Below are 17332 nucleotides of genomic sequence, written 5' to 3'. Positions count from 1 at the left end.
CTGTTCGTCCGCGCCCTTCCGAGCAAGCCGTTCACCAGCTGGTGCCTCTCTCCGATAGTGCGCACACTTCTCCCCGCGGGTCTCATGGACGTCTGCCGTCGGGAGGAACCGCGGACGAGCCAGCAGCTGCACCAAGCACCGCCTGGCGGTCATGCATGACCTCAATATGCCAAGGACGCCGACGTTTGGGCCACCACCCTGGGATCCGCGTGCCCGGGGAGAAAACGGGTGTACCGCCGGAAGGGGACTCCGGCAGCCAGATCGGCTGGCCGAAAAGTGATGCTCGCCTGACGGGCGCCGGATTCCCCTCAGAGCGACAGGCTGACGTCTCAGGCGTCGTCCGCCGGCGAGTCCTCCGCCGGGGAGCCGGCCTCGTTCGTCACGGCCGATTCCGTGATCTCCATGGCCCAAGCCGCCATGAAACTGATGGTCTTCGCGGCGACATCGGGAGAACGCAACGCCAGCCGACGCAACTCCGGCGGCAGCTGGGCAAACGGATCACACTGCTCTCCAAGCTCCCGCAACTGGGGCTGGAGCGCCTCGTTCAGCGCTTCCGGCTCGTCAGCGGTCATGAAGCCTGCCGGCAAATCGAAGTACCGACGCAGCAGGTCCGCAGCCTCGATGCTGGGCGTACCGTTGTCACGCCACTTCTGCATCGTCTGGCGCGTGACCCCACCAGTGATCTTCCCCAGTTCCTCGAGGGTGTAGCGCCTTCCGTCCGGCCGGCGCCGCGTCTCCCGCAGGAAGGCCAACCGCTGACGTACACGGTCGTTGACCGATGTCTCCTCCACCCGGCCGCCCTCGAGGAGTACGACAACGGTCTCGGACGGGATGCCCGTGCGCTGGGACAGGTCTTCGATGTCCAGGACGTCCACAAGCCTCTTCGGCGCGACCACGTCAGCGAGGCGCTCAAGAGTGTCTGCCAGTTGGGCGTAGGCATCTGCTGCCACCGAGTTGCTCCAAGGGCCTGGGCGAAAGTTCGTGCTGAGGATCCCGTCGAGCGTATCCGCTCCCTGCGACATCAAGCCAGAATGTTAACTACCTTTGCTCATAGTGGAAGGCATAGTTGACATTCCGAGCTGCGCGGTAGCAGGATCGCTGCGCACCGTGATCACTCTCGCCGGGGCTAAGTCGTAGTCAACCGCCCTGAGTGGTCCGGTCGTTCGACGCCATCCTGGCGATGGATCTTCAGCCGGGACGGTGGCCAGCCCGCCGGCGTACGCTCCTGGGCTGCCAATCATCCGTTCACACTTCAACCATTGGGAGATTTGGCTATGCGCACGCCAGCGGTGCGGGATGCGCAATGGGTGACTGAAAGCGACTTCACCGATGCGGATTGGGCCGAATTTCATCGCCTGATGACGGAGCTCGTCACCACGTGCAAGGAGGTCGTGGAGCAGCATGCGCCGGATGGCGTGTGGGCCCCGTCGTCCTCCGGGATCTTCGATCAGTTCGGTGAATCCATGCTAGTGATCGCAGACATTTCCCGATCGCTCAACAAGGCACGCGGCGGCATGCGCAGGATCAGCGGCAGAGCGCGTGAACGCTTGTACGACCGCGCTGCCACGTACCGAAACCCGTACAGATCTCTCGACTGAGCAAGCGGTCTCAGGTGGCCCGTTTCCGCACATAGGCGTGGATCACGCCCAGCCACCCCGCGCGCGTCGAACGATCAACAGGCTTCCTTCCCGTGTGCTCAGAGCCACGCCCCTGACTCCCCGCACGCAGGTGTCATGTACGAACGGGACAGCCACGACGGCCTCAAGGCTGGGCTGCCCAGAGGGCCTACACCTGCCCTGTCTGTTCTTCAACGCAGCCACCCGCCGCCGACTTCGGTAGTCAGACATCGCCTCGTGGCGATTCCCATCGACGGCGCCTAGGCACGACTACCAGGTCGGTAACGCATACACACTTCAGGAGCCCTATGCCTGCATGAATGACTAGCGGGGCGAGCCTGTGCGGCACGCCCCGCGGCGGCGCGCCGCACGGTGTGTCCAGCACCGCAGCTCGTCCGCCGCATACACATCACCACCGTCCGAGTGTCCAGCTCACACGGTGAAGTCCCGGCCCAAGGCCGAGAAGAACCGCCCCTGCCAGGGCGGATTACTCCATTTGCGCAATACCAACCCACTGTCGTGGGCCCTCGCACGCCCGAAAGGAGCGCGTGCTCTCGTCATGATGCAGCATGCCCGCCCGCCGGTCCAGGAGTCCGCTCCACAGCCGACCCCGGCGCAGCCACAACAGCGCATGCTCGCAAACCGCTCATTCGTCCTGGTTCGCGAGCGCATTGCTCAAGAGATCGGCACGACTGCGTCCCGCCGTACCCGGCGCGCCGACTTCCTGCGAGCCTCCCGCTGGGCTATCAGCGAAGGCCTTCACCCGAGGGCCGGCGAAACCACACTGCGTGTCGCTGAGGATCTCGCCGCCCGCCTGAACGCCGACGGACAGGTCGCCTACTGCCGCGATGCCATGTTCAAACGCCTGGGCATCAGCCGACGCACCCTCGAGCGGCACATCACCGTGCTTCGCGAACTAGGGCTCCTCGTCTGGGTAGTCCACGGCTCTCGGACCAACATCCGTCCACCAGGCAGCGGTACATGGGCTGGCACCGCCACCATCTACGCCGCCGTCGTTCCCCGAGCGTGGGACGAAGCGTACGGACACTGCATACGCGGCCATGGCTACAACGCCCGCCATGTCGGCTTCACCGCACGCGGCCGCGAACAGGCCATCACCCAGGCCCGGCAACACCGGCGGCCACCCAACCGCCGCCACCGTGACACCCCTTCCTGTAACACCAACCACCCACGACTTTCAGCTCATGTTGAACAGAAGATAAACAACACCTTGAGGCGCGCCCGGCCGCAAAGGCGCCAGGCACCCTGTGTCCCCGAGCCTTATCGAGCCAGCCCGGAACAGGCCGCTCACGCGGTGTCCGTCGCTGCCTGGATCCGCCCGAGAGTGCCCTGGGCGCAGGCCGAGAGCCTCCGCCGACTCGCCTTCGCCCTACGACCCTGGATCAACACCGGCCACAGCACCCCAGACATCGCAGCAGACCTCCTGGCGTGGCGGACCCCTGCCCGGCCAGTCTCACCAGCTGGCCTACTCATAGCCCGCTGGTCCGAGTCCACAGACAAGTCCCCTTCGCTCAGGCAGAAGGCCAGTACAGACCACACCCCGATTGGCGTCCCCCCGAACCAGGAATTCCTTGAGGCTTCAGCCCAGCTGCGCTCTCGCCTGGAGTCCTCGCGCTCGACCGCCGAACCCGCTCAGCCCGAACCGCCGGCCTTCGTCATCCGCAATCGAATCCTTGCTTCCTTGGCTGAAGCCACGCGAGCTTGGCGGGCACGCACTGCAGAGGAGTGCCTCACCTTTGCCGAATGGGAAGCCGTCTGCGAGGCGAGGGAGCATGGCCAAAGATGACCGCCGCGCAAGTCTGGCTGGTGGACCAGGCGCCCACCGAGGGACAGCGCCACCGGCCAGGGCGGGCACCACGACGGGGCGATGTCCTCCAGCTGCTCGCGCCGCTCGTCCGACAGCGCACCGGCCGCCGACTCCACCGGCAGGCCCTCGGCACGCCGCTACTCGATCTCCTGCGCCTTGCGGGCGGCGGCGGCCCTGGCGTTCTTCAGCCAGATTGCCCACCTTGCAGCCCTGCCGGGTGGCGTCCAGCGGTGAGGCGACCCCCGTGACGTGGACACTCTGACAATGGATCTGCAGATCCAAGGGAAGGTGTCCTGGTGGGACGTAAGTCTCCGTATCCGGCGGAGTTCAGGAACGACGCTGTCGCGCTGTACCGCGCGGCGGGCGGGAAGCGCACGTACGCGGCGGTCGCGGCAGATGTCGGGGTGACCGGCGAGACGCTGCGCAGCTGGGTGCGCCAGGCCGACGAGCACGCGGGCCGCGCTCATAGCCACGGTGAGCAGAGCGCGGAGAGTCGGGATGAGGAACTGGCCCGGCTGCGCGCGGAGAACGGGCGGCTGCGCAAGGCGGAGAAGGAGTGGGAGCTCGAGCGGGAGATCCTGCGCCGGGCAGCGGCGTATTTCGCCAAGGAGATGATCCTGGTGGTTAATTCAGGAAGCGAGGGCGAGTTCGAGTCGGGCGAGGTGGCTACTACGGGTGCGATCGAGGGGGTGGCCGTTCCACCAGGCGTCAAGCCGGATGAGGTTCAATGCAACCGCACTGTAGGGGCCTCCCCCCCAAGGCCAGGTAGTTAACGGATTTGCGCTGTTGTCAAGGGGGTTCGAACAGGTCCGAGGCAGCCAAAGCAACAGAGCAGTGATGATTGCGCCGTGGTTCTCCGCCGGGCCTGACCCCCAACGGAGCTCCTTGAATACAAGCTGTCTTGGACGACTGCCTGTACCAACGAGCTCCGTTGCTCCACATCCGAAGCTCGCCAACACTCCTTGCGTGACCTGCAAGTTCCTTAACTACCCGGCCTTGGGGGACGCCTCAGCCGTGACTACACCACCCCGCGGGACATGACCCGCCGTGCGCAGCAACTCGGTCAGGCGGAGTAAGTCATGCTGGGATGGGCCATCGCGCTTCAACGAGCGCCTTTATCCGGATAGTTGCGCGATGGCCGGCCCTGACCACGGGTTATGCGGAGACCGCTGTCACACCACTTGGCGGGATGCCATCGCTGGCTACGACGCCGCCCGGCCTGACTGCTACACCGATGGTGTCCGTCAAACCGGAACATGTGCGGGAGCTCAGTCGCCCACCAGGCCTGGACGCAGCAGGACAAGAGCAGCCTGCGGCTGGGGCTCATAGAACCGCTCTACGAGTGCGACCTCCTCAGGACCGCAGCGCCAGAACAACTTGAGCTCAGCGTTGCTCTTATAAGGGTCGACGGTGCAAGCGATTGCTGTTACCGCAGCAATGGATGCACGCCCCACCCACACATCGACCCCTTCACCGTCTCCGCCTTGAGTGCCCTCGATGTACCCGTAATCGAGAGGGTAGATGAACTCAGGGATCTTGGGATGAGCTGAACCAGCCGCGCGATCAATGATGATACGTCCGTTTTCTACAAGACTATCGGCATGCTGCCAGATATCCATTTTTGGCCACATCGCCCTAGTTGCATTCATGCCTAGAAGATACCAAACGCATTCGCTCTGGAACCCACTCTCTTGCCCCTTTCCTCTCGGCTGGCGAACTCGGAGTCCATCTGTCCGATCTCGACATGCTCCTGCTCGCTCGGGGCCTGTTCCGCAGGGACTGCGCCGACCAAATTCAGCCAACTGCGGGCGAGGTCGATCCACCCGAACCTCGGCGCACCGTCCCTTGTCCTCCAAGCTCACCCCGCATATATCGCGGCGCCCGGATCCAGCCAGCCGGAGACCGACTCTTGCCGCTTGATCAACTCTTTACGCCTCGTGCCATTGATCTTGTTGCTAAGTTCATGTGAGATTGCAGTGCGAGATCAAACGCAAACCGGGGGACAGATAGTGTGCACGCTCAGGGCATGACTCACCCGCAGGGCACGAAGCGGAATTAACAACTGCCCGCGAGCCACTACTTCGGAGATGTTCAATACTCAATCGATCTTCCTTCGTTGATCATTGAACGTGGGTTGCTTCAAGCGTTGAAATGCGTGACGGGGGTGAAGAATGCGCGTTTTCAGGGGGTTGACTCGCCCCTTCTGGTATCTGTGGATGGCAACTCTCATCAATCAAATGGGGGCGTTTGTCCTCCTCACATTGACCTTCGCCCTCGCGAGGAACGGCGCTCTGGATGCTGCAGGTATCGGCATCATCAACGGACTTCGCGGCGTTGGCAGCACCGTCGGAGCACTTATAGGAGGAATCTGTGCAGATCGATGGGGTCGCCGAAAAGTAATCGCCCTTGGATATACGACCTCGGCCGTCCTGATGCTCCTTCTCATTCCGGTCTGGTCCGCCCCAGTTCTTGGATTCCTTGCGGTTGCTCTAGGGGTGAGCGGCGCATTTTCTCAACCGGCAGCGATTGCTGCGGTGGCCGATGTGGTGCCAGCGGATGATACTGCTCGGGCCTATTCGCTGAACACGTGGGCAACGAACATAGGACTCGCAGGATGCTCGGCTGTGGTTGGAATATTCTCCGACAAGCATATTCCCCTCCTGTTCACGCTCGATGCTGCCACTACTTTTGCAGCAGGTGTCATCCTGGTAATAGGGTTGCCGCAACGTACTGACGCAGGGGTGGAAACGAAGAGCGACGGCGACCGGCCAGGCATAGCTTACGTCTTTCGTGATCGCGTATTCGTGGGATTCGTTGCTGTTGGATTCATATCCGGTCTACTGCTGAGTCAGCAGGGGTCTTCCTTGCCGCTCGACATGGCATTGCATCATGTTGGACCGAGAGTTTACGCCGCAATTTTTATGATCAACTGTGGCATGATTATTGCGCTCCAGCCGTATGTGCCCAACATACTCCGCAAGCTTGACCAGTCGGTTGCGCTGGCATGTGGAGCGGCGATTCTAGGCGCGGGATTCGGGCTTAGTACCCTTGGTCCTGGTTTCGCTGGCTATGCGGTGGCGGCCGTAGTTTGGACCTGCGGACAAATGGTTGGGTCGTGCGTGGCACCGAGTTTGATGATGAAGCTTGTGCGCAGCGATCTCCGTGGCAGCTATCAGGGCGTGGCGATGATGGCGTTCACCGTCTCTAGCGCCGTAGGCCCGATAGTGGGCGGTTATTGCCTGCAAGAAGCCGGCCGGCTACCGCTCTGGGGCGGCTGTGCGGTGGCCGGTTTGGTGGGAGCGGCTCTGCATCTGATGAGTCGGCAGCAGAGAAACCGGCGTGCGGCGCAGCTCGCATCGCGGGACGAGCAGACTGCGCCGCCGTCGGCGTCCACTGCCTCGGCGCAGTGAGTGGGCTCCTCCCTCTGAGTTCTGACCTTTTACAAGGACGCATGATGTCTACTCTGATCAATGATCGCGACCTCCAGATAGTGCGCGCGGTCTACGAAGAAAATTTCAGTGAGTCACCTCGGGTTAAATATGCCTTCCTCGGCGGTAGCCTCTCCGCCGGACTTGGCCACGCCTTTTCGGACATCGACTTGCACATGGTGGTCGATGCGGACGATCCCGAAGAATTCTATCGAGGCTTCAATCGGGAAGGGCGCGTCGTTCAGGTTAATCCGATCAGCGTGGACAAGGCCAAGTCGCTCCTCGCTCATGGCGCGAGCTATCGCTTTACCATGACGGACTACTCGTCTCTGTCCTTGGGCGAGCAAGGACTGGGGAAACTCGTCCGGTTTGCGCTGGGCACGCCCCTTGCAATTGCGGAAGACTTCCGCGAGGTGATCGATTCACTGGACACTGAATCGGTCCGGCACACGGTCATGACTCACCATTCCTTCGCGGCCATGAGCTTTGCAGAGGATTGTCTGGGCTCCTTGCAGGGCGGTGACCCCATGGTCGCGATCGATGCGGCCGAACTCGCGCTGTGTCACGGCGCCGAGGTGCTGCTGGCGGCTGCGGGTGACTACTACATCGGCCGGAAGTTCCTTGCTGCGCGGCTTGCACGCTCCAGTGCGTGCGCGCCGTTCGCCAAGCGCGTCTGGCGCGCCAGGAACCAGGAGTTGGACTATCAGCCGTCTGTTCAGGAAGCGACGCGGATCGCTGAGGGTCTTTTGACGCTTGCAGGCGACATGGCCGCGATCGGGACGATGAACGGATGGGACAAGCCCCTCACTTCGGTCGTGGTGCCTGAGCTGGAGAATGAGGGACCCCGCAGGTCACCCTACTTCTTTCCCATTCGGCTTTCTGACTGTCTGATCTTGCACGGCCCGGACAAGGTGCACAGGGTGACAGAGCCGATGATGAAGGTTTGGACAACGCTTTCCGGGCTTCGGATCGCCGATGTTCCGGATCAGACCCGAGGGCGCTACCCGGAGCTGTCCTCAAATGACGACCACAAGTTCCTGAAGGCAGTTGACAAGCTGCTGGAATTTGGGGTTGCCGTCTCATGACGAGACTTTGAGTCCGTCAGGAGACGAGGGATTCCCTTCGAGTAGGAAGAAAGGAGGTGCACAATGATCGCCAACAACGACGACGACTTCGAGATCGAGGGTGAGGAGCCGACCACGCTTCCCACCTGACGCAGACAGTCTGCGTAGAGAGAGGCGGCGGCCGACCTGTCGGTGTTGGCCGCCGCCTCAATGCGATGGAACCCATCGCAGATGGGCGTGCATCCTGCGGCTTGACACTCGGTGCGCCTCGAGGAGCGAACGTATGACAAACGTCCAATGGGGCCAGCCCTCTCTCGCGGCCCGGGGCACACTGCCTGACAGTGTCGGCATCCCTCGTTACGTAACCACTGGTCATGACTTGTCGCCGGGTCTATGGCATCCGGCCGAGAAAGACACCGCTCTTCTTATTGTGCCGGGCATGGGAGAGCCGCGGTCTGGCATCAATTATCTTTGGTCCGAGCTAGCAGATCGTGGACACAAGGCTGGCTTCGGTTCCCTGCGGTTGGAACTGTCCGGCTGCGGAAACGATTCCGGCCCGGTGAGTTTCGACCTGTGGCGGCTTCAGGTCTCCTCGGCCATCAGTTGGCTGAAGTCCCGTTGCCTACGTCTCGTCGTGATCGCGAGGGGAGCGGGTGCCCTTGCAGTGCCCCAGGAAGCCGACTGCGAGCTGCTTTCCCTGCGTCCGCCAACAGTTCTCGGACTCCGCGACCTGCTCGACGCCACGTCAGGTCGACGGTTCAGCCCATGGGAGACGGTCGGGAGCGGTCACGCCGGTGCGGTCAGTGACCTTGGGATCGAGGCCCGATGCTGCGGGGGGCTCAACTTTCCTCGCAGCGTGCTGACGGACCTGCTGACCGGTCTGACGTCGGCCAAGGTCCCGTCGACTACGTGGCTGTCGACTGCGCAGACCCATTTGACGCTGCGGGAGAGAGCGTGGGTCACAGATCATGTGATGGAGTGGTTGCAGTGACCTCTGGCCGGCTGATCGTCGTCGAGGGCATAGACGGAAGCGGCAAGTCCACGCTGTGTGAGGCCCTTCGCATCGAACTTGAAGATCAAGGGCGCATGGCGGTCATGGTGCGCCCGCTCGCGTTCGACCCGGCCGCGATCGCGCGCGTGCGAGCGGGTGTCCGCTTCGCTGAACGCACTACGGGACCAGCCGAGGAGGATGTCATCGCATCCCACCTCACCTACGGCTTGCTCGGCAGTATCGAGACCGAGGTGCTTCCGGCTCTCGCGACCGGCACGGACGTGGTGTGTGACCGCTATGTGTGGTCGCATCGAGCCAATCAGCAGGTGTTCGGCAACAAGCTGGACGTTTTCCGGCGCGTACTGGACTGCGTGCCCAAGCCCGATCTGCTGATCCATCTGGACATAGGTATCGCCGAGGCGCTGCATCGCATCGGACAGCGTGGAGGGGCCTCCGGCGTACTCGATGATGCATCGTCGCTTTCCCTCGCCAGGGAAGCCCTGTCCCAGATCTTGTCCGAGCCCGGCCTGGACGACGTACTGATGCGGCTCGATGCGACCCGCAGAGTCGATGAACTGGTCGCAGCGGCCAGGCGATGGCTGCAACTGGAGCGTGCGTAATGCTGTCCGTCATCATCCCTGTCAAGAACAGAGCAAATCACCTGCCTTTCACCCTCGCGCCGATCACGGAGCTGCCCGACTGCGAGGTCATCGTCGTTGATGATGGTTCCACCGACTCCAGCACCGACGTAGCGCGATCGTACGGATGTCAGGTGGTGCGTCATGAACGCAGCGTCGGCCCGGGTGCGGCCAGAAATGCCGGCATCCGAAAGGCCCGAGGGGACCTTCTGCTCTTCCTCGATTCCGACATCGTGGTCACCCCCCAGCTGCCGGCCGACCTCGTTCGAGCCCACGCCGTTGCTGAGGACTTGGTCATGACGGGCTTTCGGCGCCACCTGGCCCCTGGAGAGCACACGCCCGGCCCATCCTCCCGACGTGACAGCAGAGAACTGCTCGCCGATCTGTACTCCTACAACCTTGCCAGCCATCCAAGGCCGTGGGCGCTTGCCTACTCCTGCTTTCTCTCTGTGCCCAGATCACTGCTGGACCGTGTCGGTAGTTCACAGGAAGTGTTCGACGAGAGATTCCGCGGATGGGGCCTCGAAGACATCGAACTTGGCCTGCGTCTCAGCCGCTCGGGAGCACGCTGGGCCTTCGCGCTCGGGCATGTCGCAGGCCACCAGTACCACGACCGCACGATGACTCGGGACCGGTTCCAAGGCTGGCAGGCCAACCTGGAGATGATGGTCGCCAAACACCCCGAGGCCGCTCCCTACGGTCGCCTGGCTCCGGCGTTCGATCCAAAAGGAAACGCTGACTTCCTCGACTGCTTCCGACGCTTCGCCGGCGTTCGGAAGGTCCCCGAACACGCACTAGTCGTGCATTGCGCCCAACAACTCACCGGAGAGATTCTGCGCGACCTGGTTACACGCCGAGGCCCCGACACGTCCGTGTTCCTGGTTGTAGCGGGACCTAGCGCTACGGACGCCGCGCTCTGCAGCCTGCTGTCTAGCCCTTCAGACGTTTTGCTCTATCCCAAGGATGCCTGGCAGCAGCTACGAGACACCGTGACCGCCGTTCAGGGCACAGTCGTGGAGGAATACTTGTGAACATACCCGCTCGGCATCCTCGCATTGTTGGATGTGTCATCGCCAAAGACGAGGAGCGGTTCCTCGAGGAGTGCCTGCTCTCACTTCGCAGCATCTGCGACCGCGTGATCGTGGTGGACACCGGGTCTTCCGACCGCACACGTGACATTGCCCGCGAGAAAGCGGACACCGTTGCGGACCATCCGTTCACAAATGACTTCTCCGCAGCCCGCAACCATGCACTCGCACTCGTGGACCAAGCGGACTGGATCCTGTTTCTGGATGCTGATGAGCGGCTGAACCCCGATCAGGCCAAGCGGCTGCGCAGTGGTCTGGAGGATCAGTCGACAGATGTTGGCGCCATTGCGATGCTGCGTTATAACTTCTTTGCCGGGGGCGGATTTTATACCGGCCGGGAAGTCAGGGCCTTTCGCTACGATGAGCGGATCCGCTACGAACGGCGGATCAACGAATCCGTTAAGCCTGCAATCGCACGTGCGGGACTTCGGATCGGCACAACCGACGCGATCCTCACCCACGTCGGGCACATGCGATCCAGGGCAGAGCGCGAAGCCAAGGCGCTGCGGTACATGTCGCTCATGCAAGCGCAGCTTGAGGCACAGCCCGACGACGCGGTCCTCCTCGGATACATAGGGCTCAACATGCGCATCCTGGGAAGGTTCGACGAGGCGGTCGAGTGGAGTGACAAGTCCCTGCGCGCCGACAAGGCGAATCCAACCGTCTGGTTCTTCCGCGGGCATGTGATGCGCTCCGTGGGACGTAACGAGGACGCTCTTGCTGCGTACCGCACCGGGTTGCAGCTCAAGCCCACTGACACGGCACTGGTCAACATGATCGGCGTGTGCCAGACGGAGGCCGGCGACCTCGACTCGGCCGACGCCACGTTCGCCGCTGTACAGCGTGACGATCCCGGTTTGGTTCATGCCGGAATCAATCGGGGGATGGTGGCCCAGGCCATGGGAGACCACGAGCAAGCAATCGAACATTTCGAACGTGCCATTGCGGAATACCCCAACTTCCTGGTCGAGGAACCGATCGGACGACTCGAGGCCGATCCCTTGCACTGTCTCTACTTCGAGACCGTCACGGGGTACGCAGGTCTTGCCCAACACCTGGCCTATTCCCGTGGCTGTGTCGAAGGATGGTTGAAACCGGAGAGGGTCTCATTCCGTGGCCGGAGGTAGTTTCTCAGATTCCAGGCAACCGCTGCGCCTTGCGTTCTCCGGATTATCCGGTGCAGGCAAGGACACCGTCGGCAGAGCAGCGCTCGACGAGGCAGGCCATGCCCCTCTCCGACTTTCGTTCGGAGATCTGGTCAAGGGCGAGGTCACCGAGCTGCTGAGGTGCGCCGAAGCCGCGCATGAGTGGCCTCCGGCCTCGGCGGAACGTTTCATCGCAGACAAGCTCCGCATCGAGCCACATACGGCGCAAGCCGCTCTGCAAAGGCTCAATGACGTCTCGGCCCTTGGTTCAGTGCCGAACGCTCCCATTGCCCGCGCTCTCTACCAGTGGTGGGGTACGGATGTCCGACGCACACAGAACCCCCGCTACTGGCTTCGCGGCATGGAAGCGAAGCTGACACAGCTGGGACCTCAGGTTTCCGCATACGTGGCTGACTGCCGTTTCGAGGACGAACTGGCGCTGTGTCGTCGTTATGGATTCACGACCGTGCGACTACGAGTGGATGACCACACCCGCCGCGCAAGACTGCTCACTCGCGACGGATATGCCTCAAGCCAGGCATCTGTGCACGCAACCGAGACCTCCGTCACGGACAACACCCCGCATGACGTCTTCGTCACCAATACCGGACCGCTGCAACAGGTCGTGGACAAGCTCTTCTCAGCCTTGCTGAATCTGCACCAGTGAGCTCTCATCACCGGAGCTGATCACGACGCCAAGGTGCTACTTCTCTCGAAAGGAATTCCTGTGCCTGCTTCGTCACCCGTCTTCCTCGATACGCCGAAGCTGCTCGACGACCCCCTGATGCGCCACGACCCTGCTGGGCCGACCTGGTCGCAGACGCTTCCTGTCTCGGTGAACGATACATACGGTGACCCTTTCATCCCCGAACAGGTCGACAACACCATCGTTAAGCTCCGCGAGTTGAGGTGGCACCGCGCGCCTATCGCGATCTTCACGAAGGCCGGCCCCGACGCTGCGGTTCTCGACAAGCTGCGAAGTGTCGCCGACGTCTCGCAGGTCGTGGTCTTCTACTCGCTGACAGCGTTGGACGAGGGTGGCATATCATTCGACGACCGCGTGGTAATGATCCGAGAGCTGCGGCAGATCTTTCCCAATACGCTCGTCTTCACCCGCCCCATCATCCGCGGATTGAACGACGACCCCAAGACGCTCCAGAAATTCGTCGATGTAGCAGCCGAACACACGGGTCTGCTCGTGCTGGGTGGACTGCACGATCCGTACAAGAAAAAGAAGATACAAAGGCCTGTCGAGGAGTTGCTGGTCGAGTACTGTGACGCTGCGGGGGTCAAGTGCTTCCACAAGACCAGCTGCGCCGGAGCATACATTCACGGCATGGAGTGCTGGGTGCACGATCTGTCGGCACCCAGGAACCTGGACGCGGTCTCAGCGATGGGGTACGAGTTCGACATCATCGACGATTCGCTCGTACTTCAGCAGGGCACCACTGGTGACATCAACTTTCTGCGCATGCTCTGCCGTTCCGACGTCTACATCGAGGAGCTCAAGAGCAACTACAACCTGCTGACCGTGCCAGCAGGCGATCACAAGCTCGAGGCCACCTCCTCATGGTTCGCTTGGTCGGAGAACATCGAGACCTGCCTGGACTGCAGCTACTGCATCATCAAGCAGATCGAATACCTCAAGAAGATGCGCGTGCGGATCGGCGTCCACCCCACGCGGTTGCCCTCGGTTGTCTCCCAGCATGGCCGTCGCATCGACTTGAGCCAGTTCCGCAAGACCAAGCTGCGCGATAACCCGGGCGAGAGCCGGCACGTCTACGAGCACGTTCGCGTGGCCAAGCCCTGCTTCACACACCGTTACCCATCGCCGGAGCAGGCGTGACCAACCCGCACGGTGAGCTCATCATCTCTCTCGCCAGCGGCGAATGGCTTGCCTGCACCTTCAACGCCCCCCCCAAACCGGTGGGCCTCGCAGTTATATGCCACGGCCTGACGGGAGACCGCGTGGGGCCAGGAGGACTACTCAAGGATCTGGCCGTCGCGCTCACTGCTCAGGGACTCGCAGCCATCAGGTTCGACGCACGTGGTTGCGGTGATTCCTCACACCCGGCGGAACACCCAACCGTCACGTCGATGGCCCAGGACGCCCGGACAGCGGCAGACCACGGCCTGGCAGAACTGAGTAGGTCCGTCCCTGTCATCTATTGCGGCATCAGCCTGGGCGCTCTAGCTGCAGCGAGTGCAGCCGCAAACGACCCCCTGGCACATGGGCTCGTCGCAGTTTCCAGCGACCTTTCCGATGGAGACCAGCGTCCGCCGCCGCCTCGCTTGATCCGTGGCGGAGAGCACGAACTGCCGACGCTCTTTCCGCGGGATCTGACGACGCACAAGCCACTGGCCGACCTCGACTTCCGGCGCGTGTCGGCCGTGGTTGTGAGAGGTGGGCTGGACAAGCCAATCGGTAATCGAGCGGCACTCACCGCGCTAGGGATAGACATCCACGAAATCCCTGACGGTGATCACCTCTTCCAGAGGGCTGAGCCACGCGCCGCCATGACCAGAGTTGTTGTCGCCAATGCGGCTCGAATGATCAAGCTGGGAACCATAAATGTGGAACAATGACATCGCCAATACCTTCGCCGCGAACCTCGCACCCGACAACGTGGGACGCCAGAAAGAAGTGGCTCGCGAGGTATGCGATGCAGGCCAGCGCCTACGCGCCCAACTGCCCGAGCTGACGCGACTGGTCACCCGGGACACGATCGCACATGTTCCGGCCCTGTTCTCGCCAGAAACGATGTCCCAGCTGGATGAACATCTCAGCGCAGTGCCAGGACTCGTAACCGAACGAGTGGAGACGAAGGAAGGGGCGTGGTCAATCGATCTGCTCGACAACACCTATACGCCGTTCGCGGATACCGAAGCACAAGAGCCCTTCTCCGTACTGTCCCTGGCCACTGAGCTCGTGGAAGCCATCGCGAGCGTCACCGGATTCACGAGTCCGGTGGTCACAACCCGTCGATGGGTGAACCGGTACGGCATCGGAGACTCCATCGCGCCCCACGACGATACGACCGGGGACTTCCAGATCATGATCTGTCTCACCGCCCCCCACGCTGACTGCGGCGGAGAACTCGTTCTGGCCAACGGCGTATCCGTCGTGCTGGCGGCCGGCGATCTCCTGATCATGAAGCACGCCGATGTCGTCCACTGGACCACGCCGATCCTCCCGACCGCGTTGGCCCATCGCGCCACCGCGACATGCCGATACCACGTCGACGGCGGCAGAATGCCGCGCAGCAAGGTCCTCCCACACACGCAGCAGGGCCCACGGAGCCGCGTGGAGCGGAAGTCGTGACCGAGGAACAGGAACCCCACGTGCGCCCAGTCGAGGACCCATTTGGGTTCCTTGAGGACGAGCAGGCTCCTGCCACAGTCGCCTGGGGCCAAGAGCAGCAGCGCCGCACCGATGGCTGGTACGCCCTGCATCCAGAGGTGCAAGAGCTCACCGCGACCCTGGAGCAGCTCACGCGCGCTGATGCGAGCAGCTCTCTGAAGCGACGCGCGGGGCGGAGCTTTTACCTGCGTAAGCGGCCTGGCGACGAGCGCCAGGTTCTCTTCGTCGGTGAAGAGGACGAGGCCGTCACCGTTTACGATCCCCTCGTCGAGGACCCGTCCGGCAACACTTCGCTCGATGGATGGTTCCCCAGTAACGAAGGGGACAAGGTGGCTCTGCTCACCTCAGTGGGCGGGACTGAAGACTCACGGTTGACCATCGTCGCAACCGACAGCGGAGACATCCTGGACGGGCCGATCCCGGGGGCCCGAGCGGCGGCGCTGGCCTGGCTGCCTGGGGGCCGCGAGTTCTACTACACCCGCAGGATGCTCACACCGGATGGAGACATAGTCGCTCCACGCGTGGTCCTACGCCACCGAGTCGGCACGACACCGGATAGCGATGTACTGCTAGGGGAGCCTTTTACTCAACCGAACACCTACTACGGGCTTCAGACCTCACCGGACGGTCGCTGGTTGGCGGTGGCGACCCGGAGGGGATCCTCGCCGGCCAGAGGTCTGTGGCTCGTCGATACGACGGGCAAGTCAAGCCCAAAGCAACTGGTCGACGAGGAGCGAAACAGCAACGCTGTCGCATGGTTTGAGCGAGATGGACGGCTATACATGCGCATCGCTGGCGCAGGCGAGCGGGGCAGGCTGGTGGCCGCCGACCCTGCAACCTCAGATTCCAGCGGCTGGCGTGAGGTACTTGCCGAGGACCCAGGCGCGACATTGAAAGCGGTCAGGCGAATCGTGGATTCGAACGGCCTCTCGGTGTTCGTGGTTCATTGGATGCGTGACGGACTGTCCGCAGTTTCCGTGCACGACGCTGAGAACGGAAAGTTCGTGGCTCACGTGGCGTTGCCTGGCAGTGGCAATGTCACAGGAATAACGGTGGATGATTATCCCGAGCGAGAGTCTCTGAGTGGTTTCTGGGTCGGCTATTCTGATTTCGTCACCCCGCCCTGCATTCTTTACTACGACATTTCCATACCTGGACAACCGTCCCCCAGAGAAGGATTTCGGAGTAAGTCCTCGGCGGTATCACGGGCCGGGCGGATCGTGACACGGCAGACCGAGTTTTCATCTCATGATGGAACGCCCGTCGGTTTGATTATTTCTCAGCGCGATCGCAGCCCCAATACGACCCCGCGACCCCTGTTGCTGACGGCCTACGGCGGCTACGGATCAGTCATGACGCCCAGCTATAGCGCCATGGCTACTGCCTGGGTCAACGCGGGTGGCGTATGGGCATACGCGGCCGTGCGCGGCGGCGGGGAGAAGGGGCGGGCGTGGCACGATGCCGGACGACTCGACAAGAAGATCAACGCCATTGAGGATTTCAACGCGGCTGCACGCCATCTCATCGCATCCGGTTTGACGTCTTCCCGCCTTTTGTGCGCCATGGGCCACTCCAACGGCGGAATGGTGGTGGCATCCGCAGTAATCCAGCAGCCGCACCTCTACCGCGGGGCGGTGTGTGTCGCTCCTTTGACAGACATGCTGCGCTACGACGTTCTGACCCTGGGAGTCAATGGTCTGCCCGAATACGGCGATCCCTGCAATCCAGAGGCGAGGGCGTGGATGCGTGAATACTCGCCCCACCACAATGTGCGCGAAGGCGAGAAATATCCTGCGCTGCTGTTCAGCGTAGGTGCCGCCGATGCGCGAGTCGACCCCGCGCACGCGCGAAAACTCTGCGCGCGCCTTCAGGCCGCTGGTGCCGGACAAGATGATGCGCCTGTGCTGATCCATGTCGAAGAGGATGCCGGTCACGGCGTCCTGTCCGTCTCCCGTGGCGCGGCTCTTGCGGCTCGTCAACTCGGCTTCCTTGCCGCACTGACAGGGATAGAACGGATTGCAGGCTGACGAGCCCCTGCGGGGTGACCATGGCTCGGGGTCCAGGTAGCTCGTTGAGCTGTGCATGATGGAGGCTGGGGCTTGACCCCTGATCTTGGACACACGAGACACTAGATCCTGAGGATCTGAGTGGGCGGTTCGTAAGGTGATGTCTG

General features: G+C 62.5%; 16 protein-coding genes and 1 pseudogene. 14 read left to right on the top strand and 3 right to left on the bottom strand.

Features of this window, described 5'->3' with window-relative positions; genetic code table 11:
• Positions 1-329: 329 nt before the first annotated feature.
• Positions 330-950 (bottom strand): hypothetical protein, encoded by a 621-nt coding sequence (locus BIV23_RS37190; RefSeq protein ID WP_071385414.1) that lies wholly within the window; start codon positions 948-950, stop codon positions 330-332.
• 324 nt (positions 951-1274) lie between these two features.
• Here BIV23_RS37190 and BIV23_RS37185 point away from each other — a divergent pair, with 324 nt between their 5' ends.
• Positions 1275-1598, top strand: coding sequence for a hypothetical protein (locus BIV23_RS37185; protein WP_071385399.1), 324 nt, complete (start codon positions 1275-1277; stop codon positions 1596-1598).
• A gap of 664 nt (positions 1599-2262) precedes the next feature.
• On the opposite strand, the gene BIV23_RS50835 is transcribed toward BIV23_RS37185, so the two are convergent.
• The gene (locus BIV23_RS50835) at positions 2263-2514 is read right to left on the bottom strand and encodes a hypothetical protein (protein ID WP_177240172.1); all 252 of its coding nucleotides are present in this window, start codon (positions 2512-2514) and stop codon (positions 2263-2265) included.
• Positions 2515-3504: 990 nt separating this feature from the next.
• Between BIV23_RS50835 and BIV23_RS54150 the strand changes: the two genes are divergently transcribed.
• Complete coding sequence (locus BIV23_RS54150) at positions 3505-3678, top strand: hypothetical protein (RefSeq protein WP_177240171.1); 174 nt, start codon at positions 3505-3507, stop codon at positions 3676-3678.
• Positions 3679-3740: 62 nt separating this feature from the next.
• Positions 3741-4060: pseudogene (locus BIV23_RS50825) on the top strand (transposase); the annotation flags it as partial.
• A 652-nt stretch (positions 4061-4712) separates the two neighbouring features.
• Here BIV23_RS50825 and BIV23_RS49910 read toward each other — a convergent pair.
• Positions 4713-5063, bottom strand: a complete 351-nt coding sequence (locus tag BIV23_RS49910) for a hypothetical protein (RefSeq protein ID WP_218161907.1) — start codon at positions 5061-5063, stop codon at positions 4713-4715.
• A 597-nt stretch (positions 5064-5660) separates the two neighbouring features.
• Between BIV23_RS49910 and BIV23_RS47505 the strand changes: the two genes are divergently transcribed.
• The 11 genes from BIV23_RS47505 (at position 5661) to BIV23_RS47495 (ending at position 17186) form a co-directional block, all read left to right on the top strand.
• A complete protein-coding gene (locus tag BIV23_RS47505; protein WP_177240170.1) occupies positions 5661-6854 on the top strand; it encodes an MFS transporter in 1194 nt (397 codons plus the stop codon).
• Positions 6855-6898: 44 nt separating this feature from the next.
• A complete protein-coding gene (locus BIV23_RS37165; RefSeq protein ID WP_143079189.1) occupies positions 6899-7957 on the top strand; it encodes a nucleotidyltransferase domain-containing protein in 1059 nt (352 codons plus the stop codon).
• Positions 7958-8219: 262 nt separating this feature from the next.
• Positions 8220-8927 (top strand): alpha/beta fold hydrolase, encoded by a 708-nt coding sequence (locus BIV23_RS50820; protein WP_177240169.1) that lies wholly within the window; start codon positions 8220-8222, stop codon positions 8925-8927.
• Positions 8924-9547: a dTMP kinase gene (locus tag BIV23_RS37155; protein WP_071385394.1), complete on the top strand. Its 624-nt coding sequence runs from the start codon at positions 8924-8926 to the stop codon at positions 9545-9547. The genes BIV23_RS50820 and BIV23_RS37155 overlap by 4 nt, the downstream gene beginning before the upstream one ends.
• Positions 9547-10596, top strand: a complete 1050-nt coding sequence (locus BIV23_RS37150; RefSeq protein ID WP_071385393.1) for a glycosyltransferase family 2 protein — start codon at positions 9547-9549, stop codon at positions 10594-10596. The genes BIV23_RS37155 and BIV23_RS37150 overlap by 1 nt, the downstream gene beginning before the upstream one ends.
• The gene (locus BIV23_RS37145) at positions 10593-11780 is read left to right on the top strand and encodes a glycosyltransferase (RefSeq protein WP_071385392.1); all 1188 of its coding nucleotides are present in this window, start codon (positions 10593-10595) and stop codon (positions 11778-11780) included. The genes BIV23_RS37150 and BIV23_RS37145 overlap by 4 nt, the downstream gene beginning before the upstream one ends.
• Positions 11767-12465: a nucleoside/nucleotide kinase family protein gene (locus BIV23_RS49905; RefSeq protein WP_143079188.1), complete on the top strand. Its 699-nt coding sequence runs from the start codon at positions 11767-11769 to the stop codon at positions 12463-12465. Before BIV23_RS37145 ends, BIV23_RS49905 begins: the two co-directional genes overlap by 14 nt.
• A gap of 60 nt (positions 12466-12525) precedes the next feature.
• Entirely contained in the window at positions 12526-13644 is a 1119-nt protein-coding gene (locus BIV23_RS37135) for a hypothetical protein (RefSeq protein ID WP_071385390.1), read from the top strand.
• Positions 13641-14384 (top strand): alpha/beta hydrolase, encoded by a 744-nt coding sequence (locus BIV23_RS47500; RefSeq protein WP_177240168.1) that lies wholly within the window; start codon positions 13641-13643, stop codon positions 14382-14384. The genes BIV23_RS37135 and BIV23_RS47500 overlap by 4 nt, the downstream gene beginning before the upstream one ends.
• Positions 14371-15120, top strand: a complete 750-nt coding sequence (locus BIV23_RS37130) for a 2OG-Fe(II) oxygenase family protein (protein ID WP_143079187.1) — start codon at positions 14371-14373, stop codon at positions 15118-15120. Before BIV23_RS47500 ends, BIV23_RS37130 begins: the two co-directional genes overlap by 14 nt.
• A complete protein-coding gene (locus BIV23_RS47495; RefSeq protein WP_177240167.1) occupies positions 15117-17186 on the top strand; it encodes a prolyl oligopeptidase family serine peptidase in 2070 nt (689 codons plus the stop codon). Before BIV23_RS37130 ends, BIV23_RS47495 begins: the two co-directional genes overlap by 4 nt.
• Positions 17187-17332: the final 146 nt, after the last annotated feature.

The organism is Streptomyces monashensis (assembly GCF_001866665.1).
GTDB lineage: Bacteria > Actinomycetota > Actinomycetes > Streptomycetales > Streptomycetaceae > Streptomyces > Streptomyces monashensis.
The sequence above is the reverse complement of the archived record's forward strand: the minus strand, read 5'-3'. Positions and strand labels throughout refer to the sequence as shown.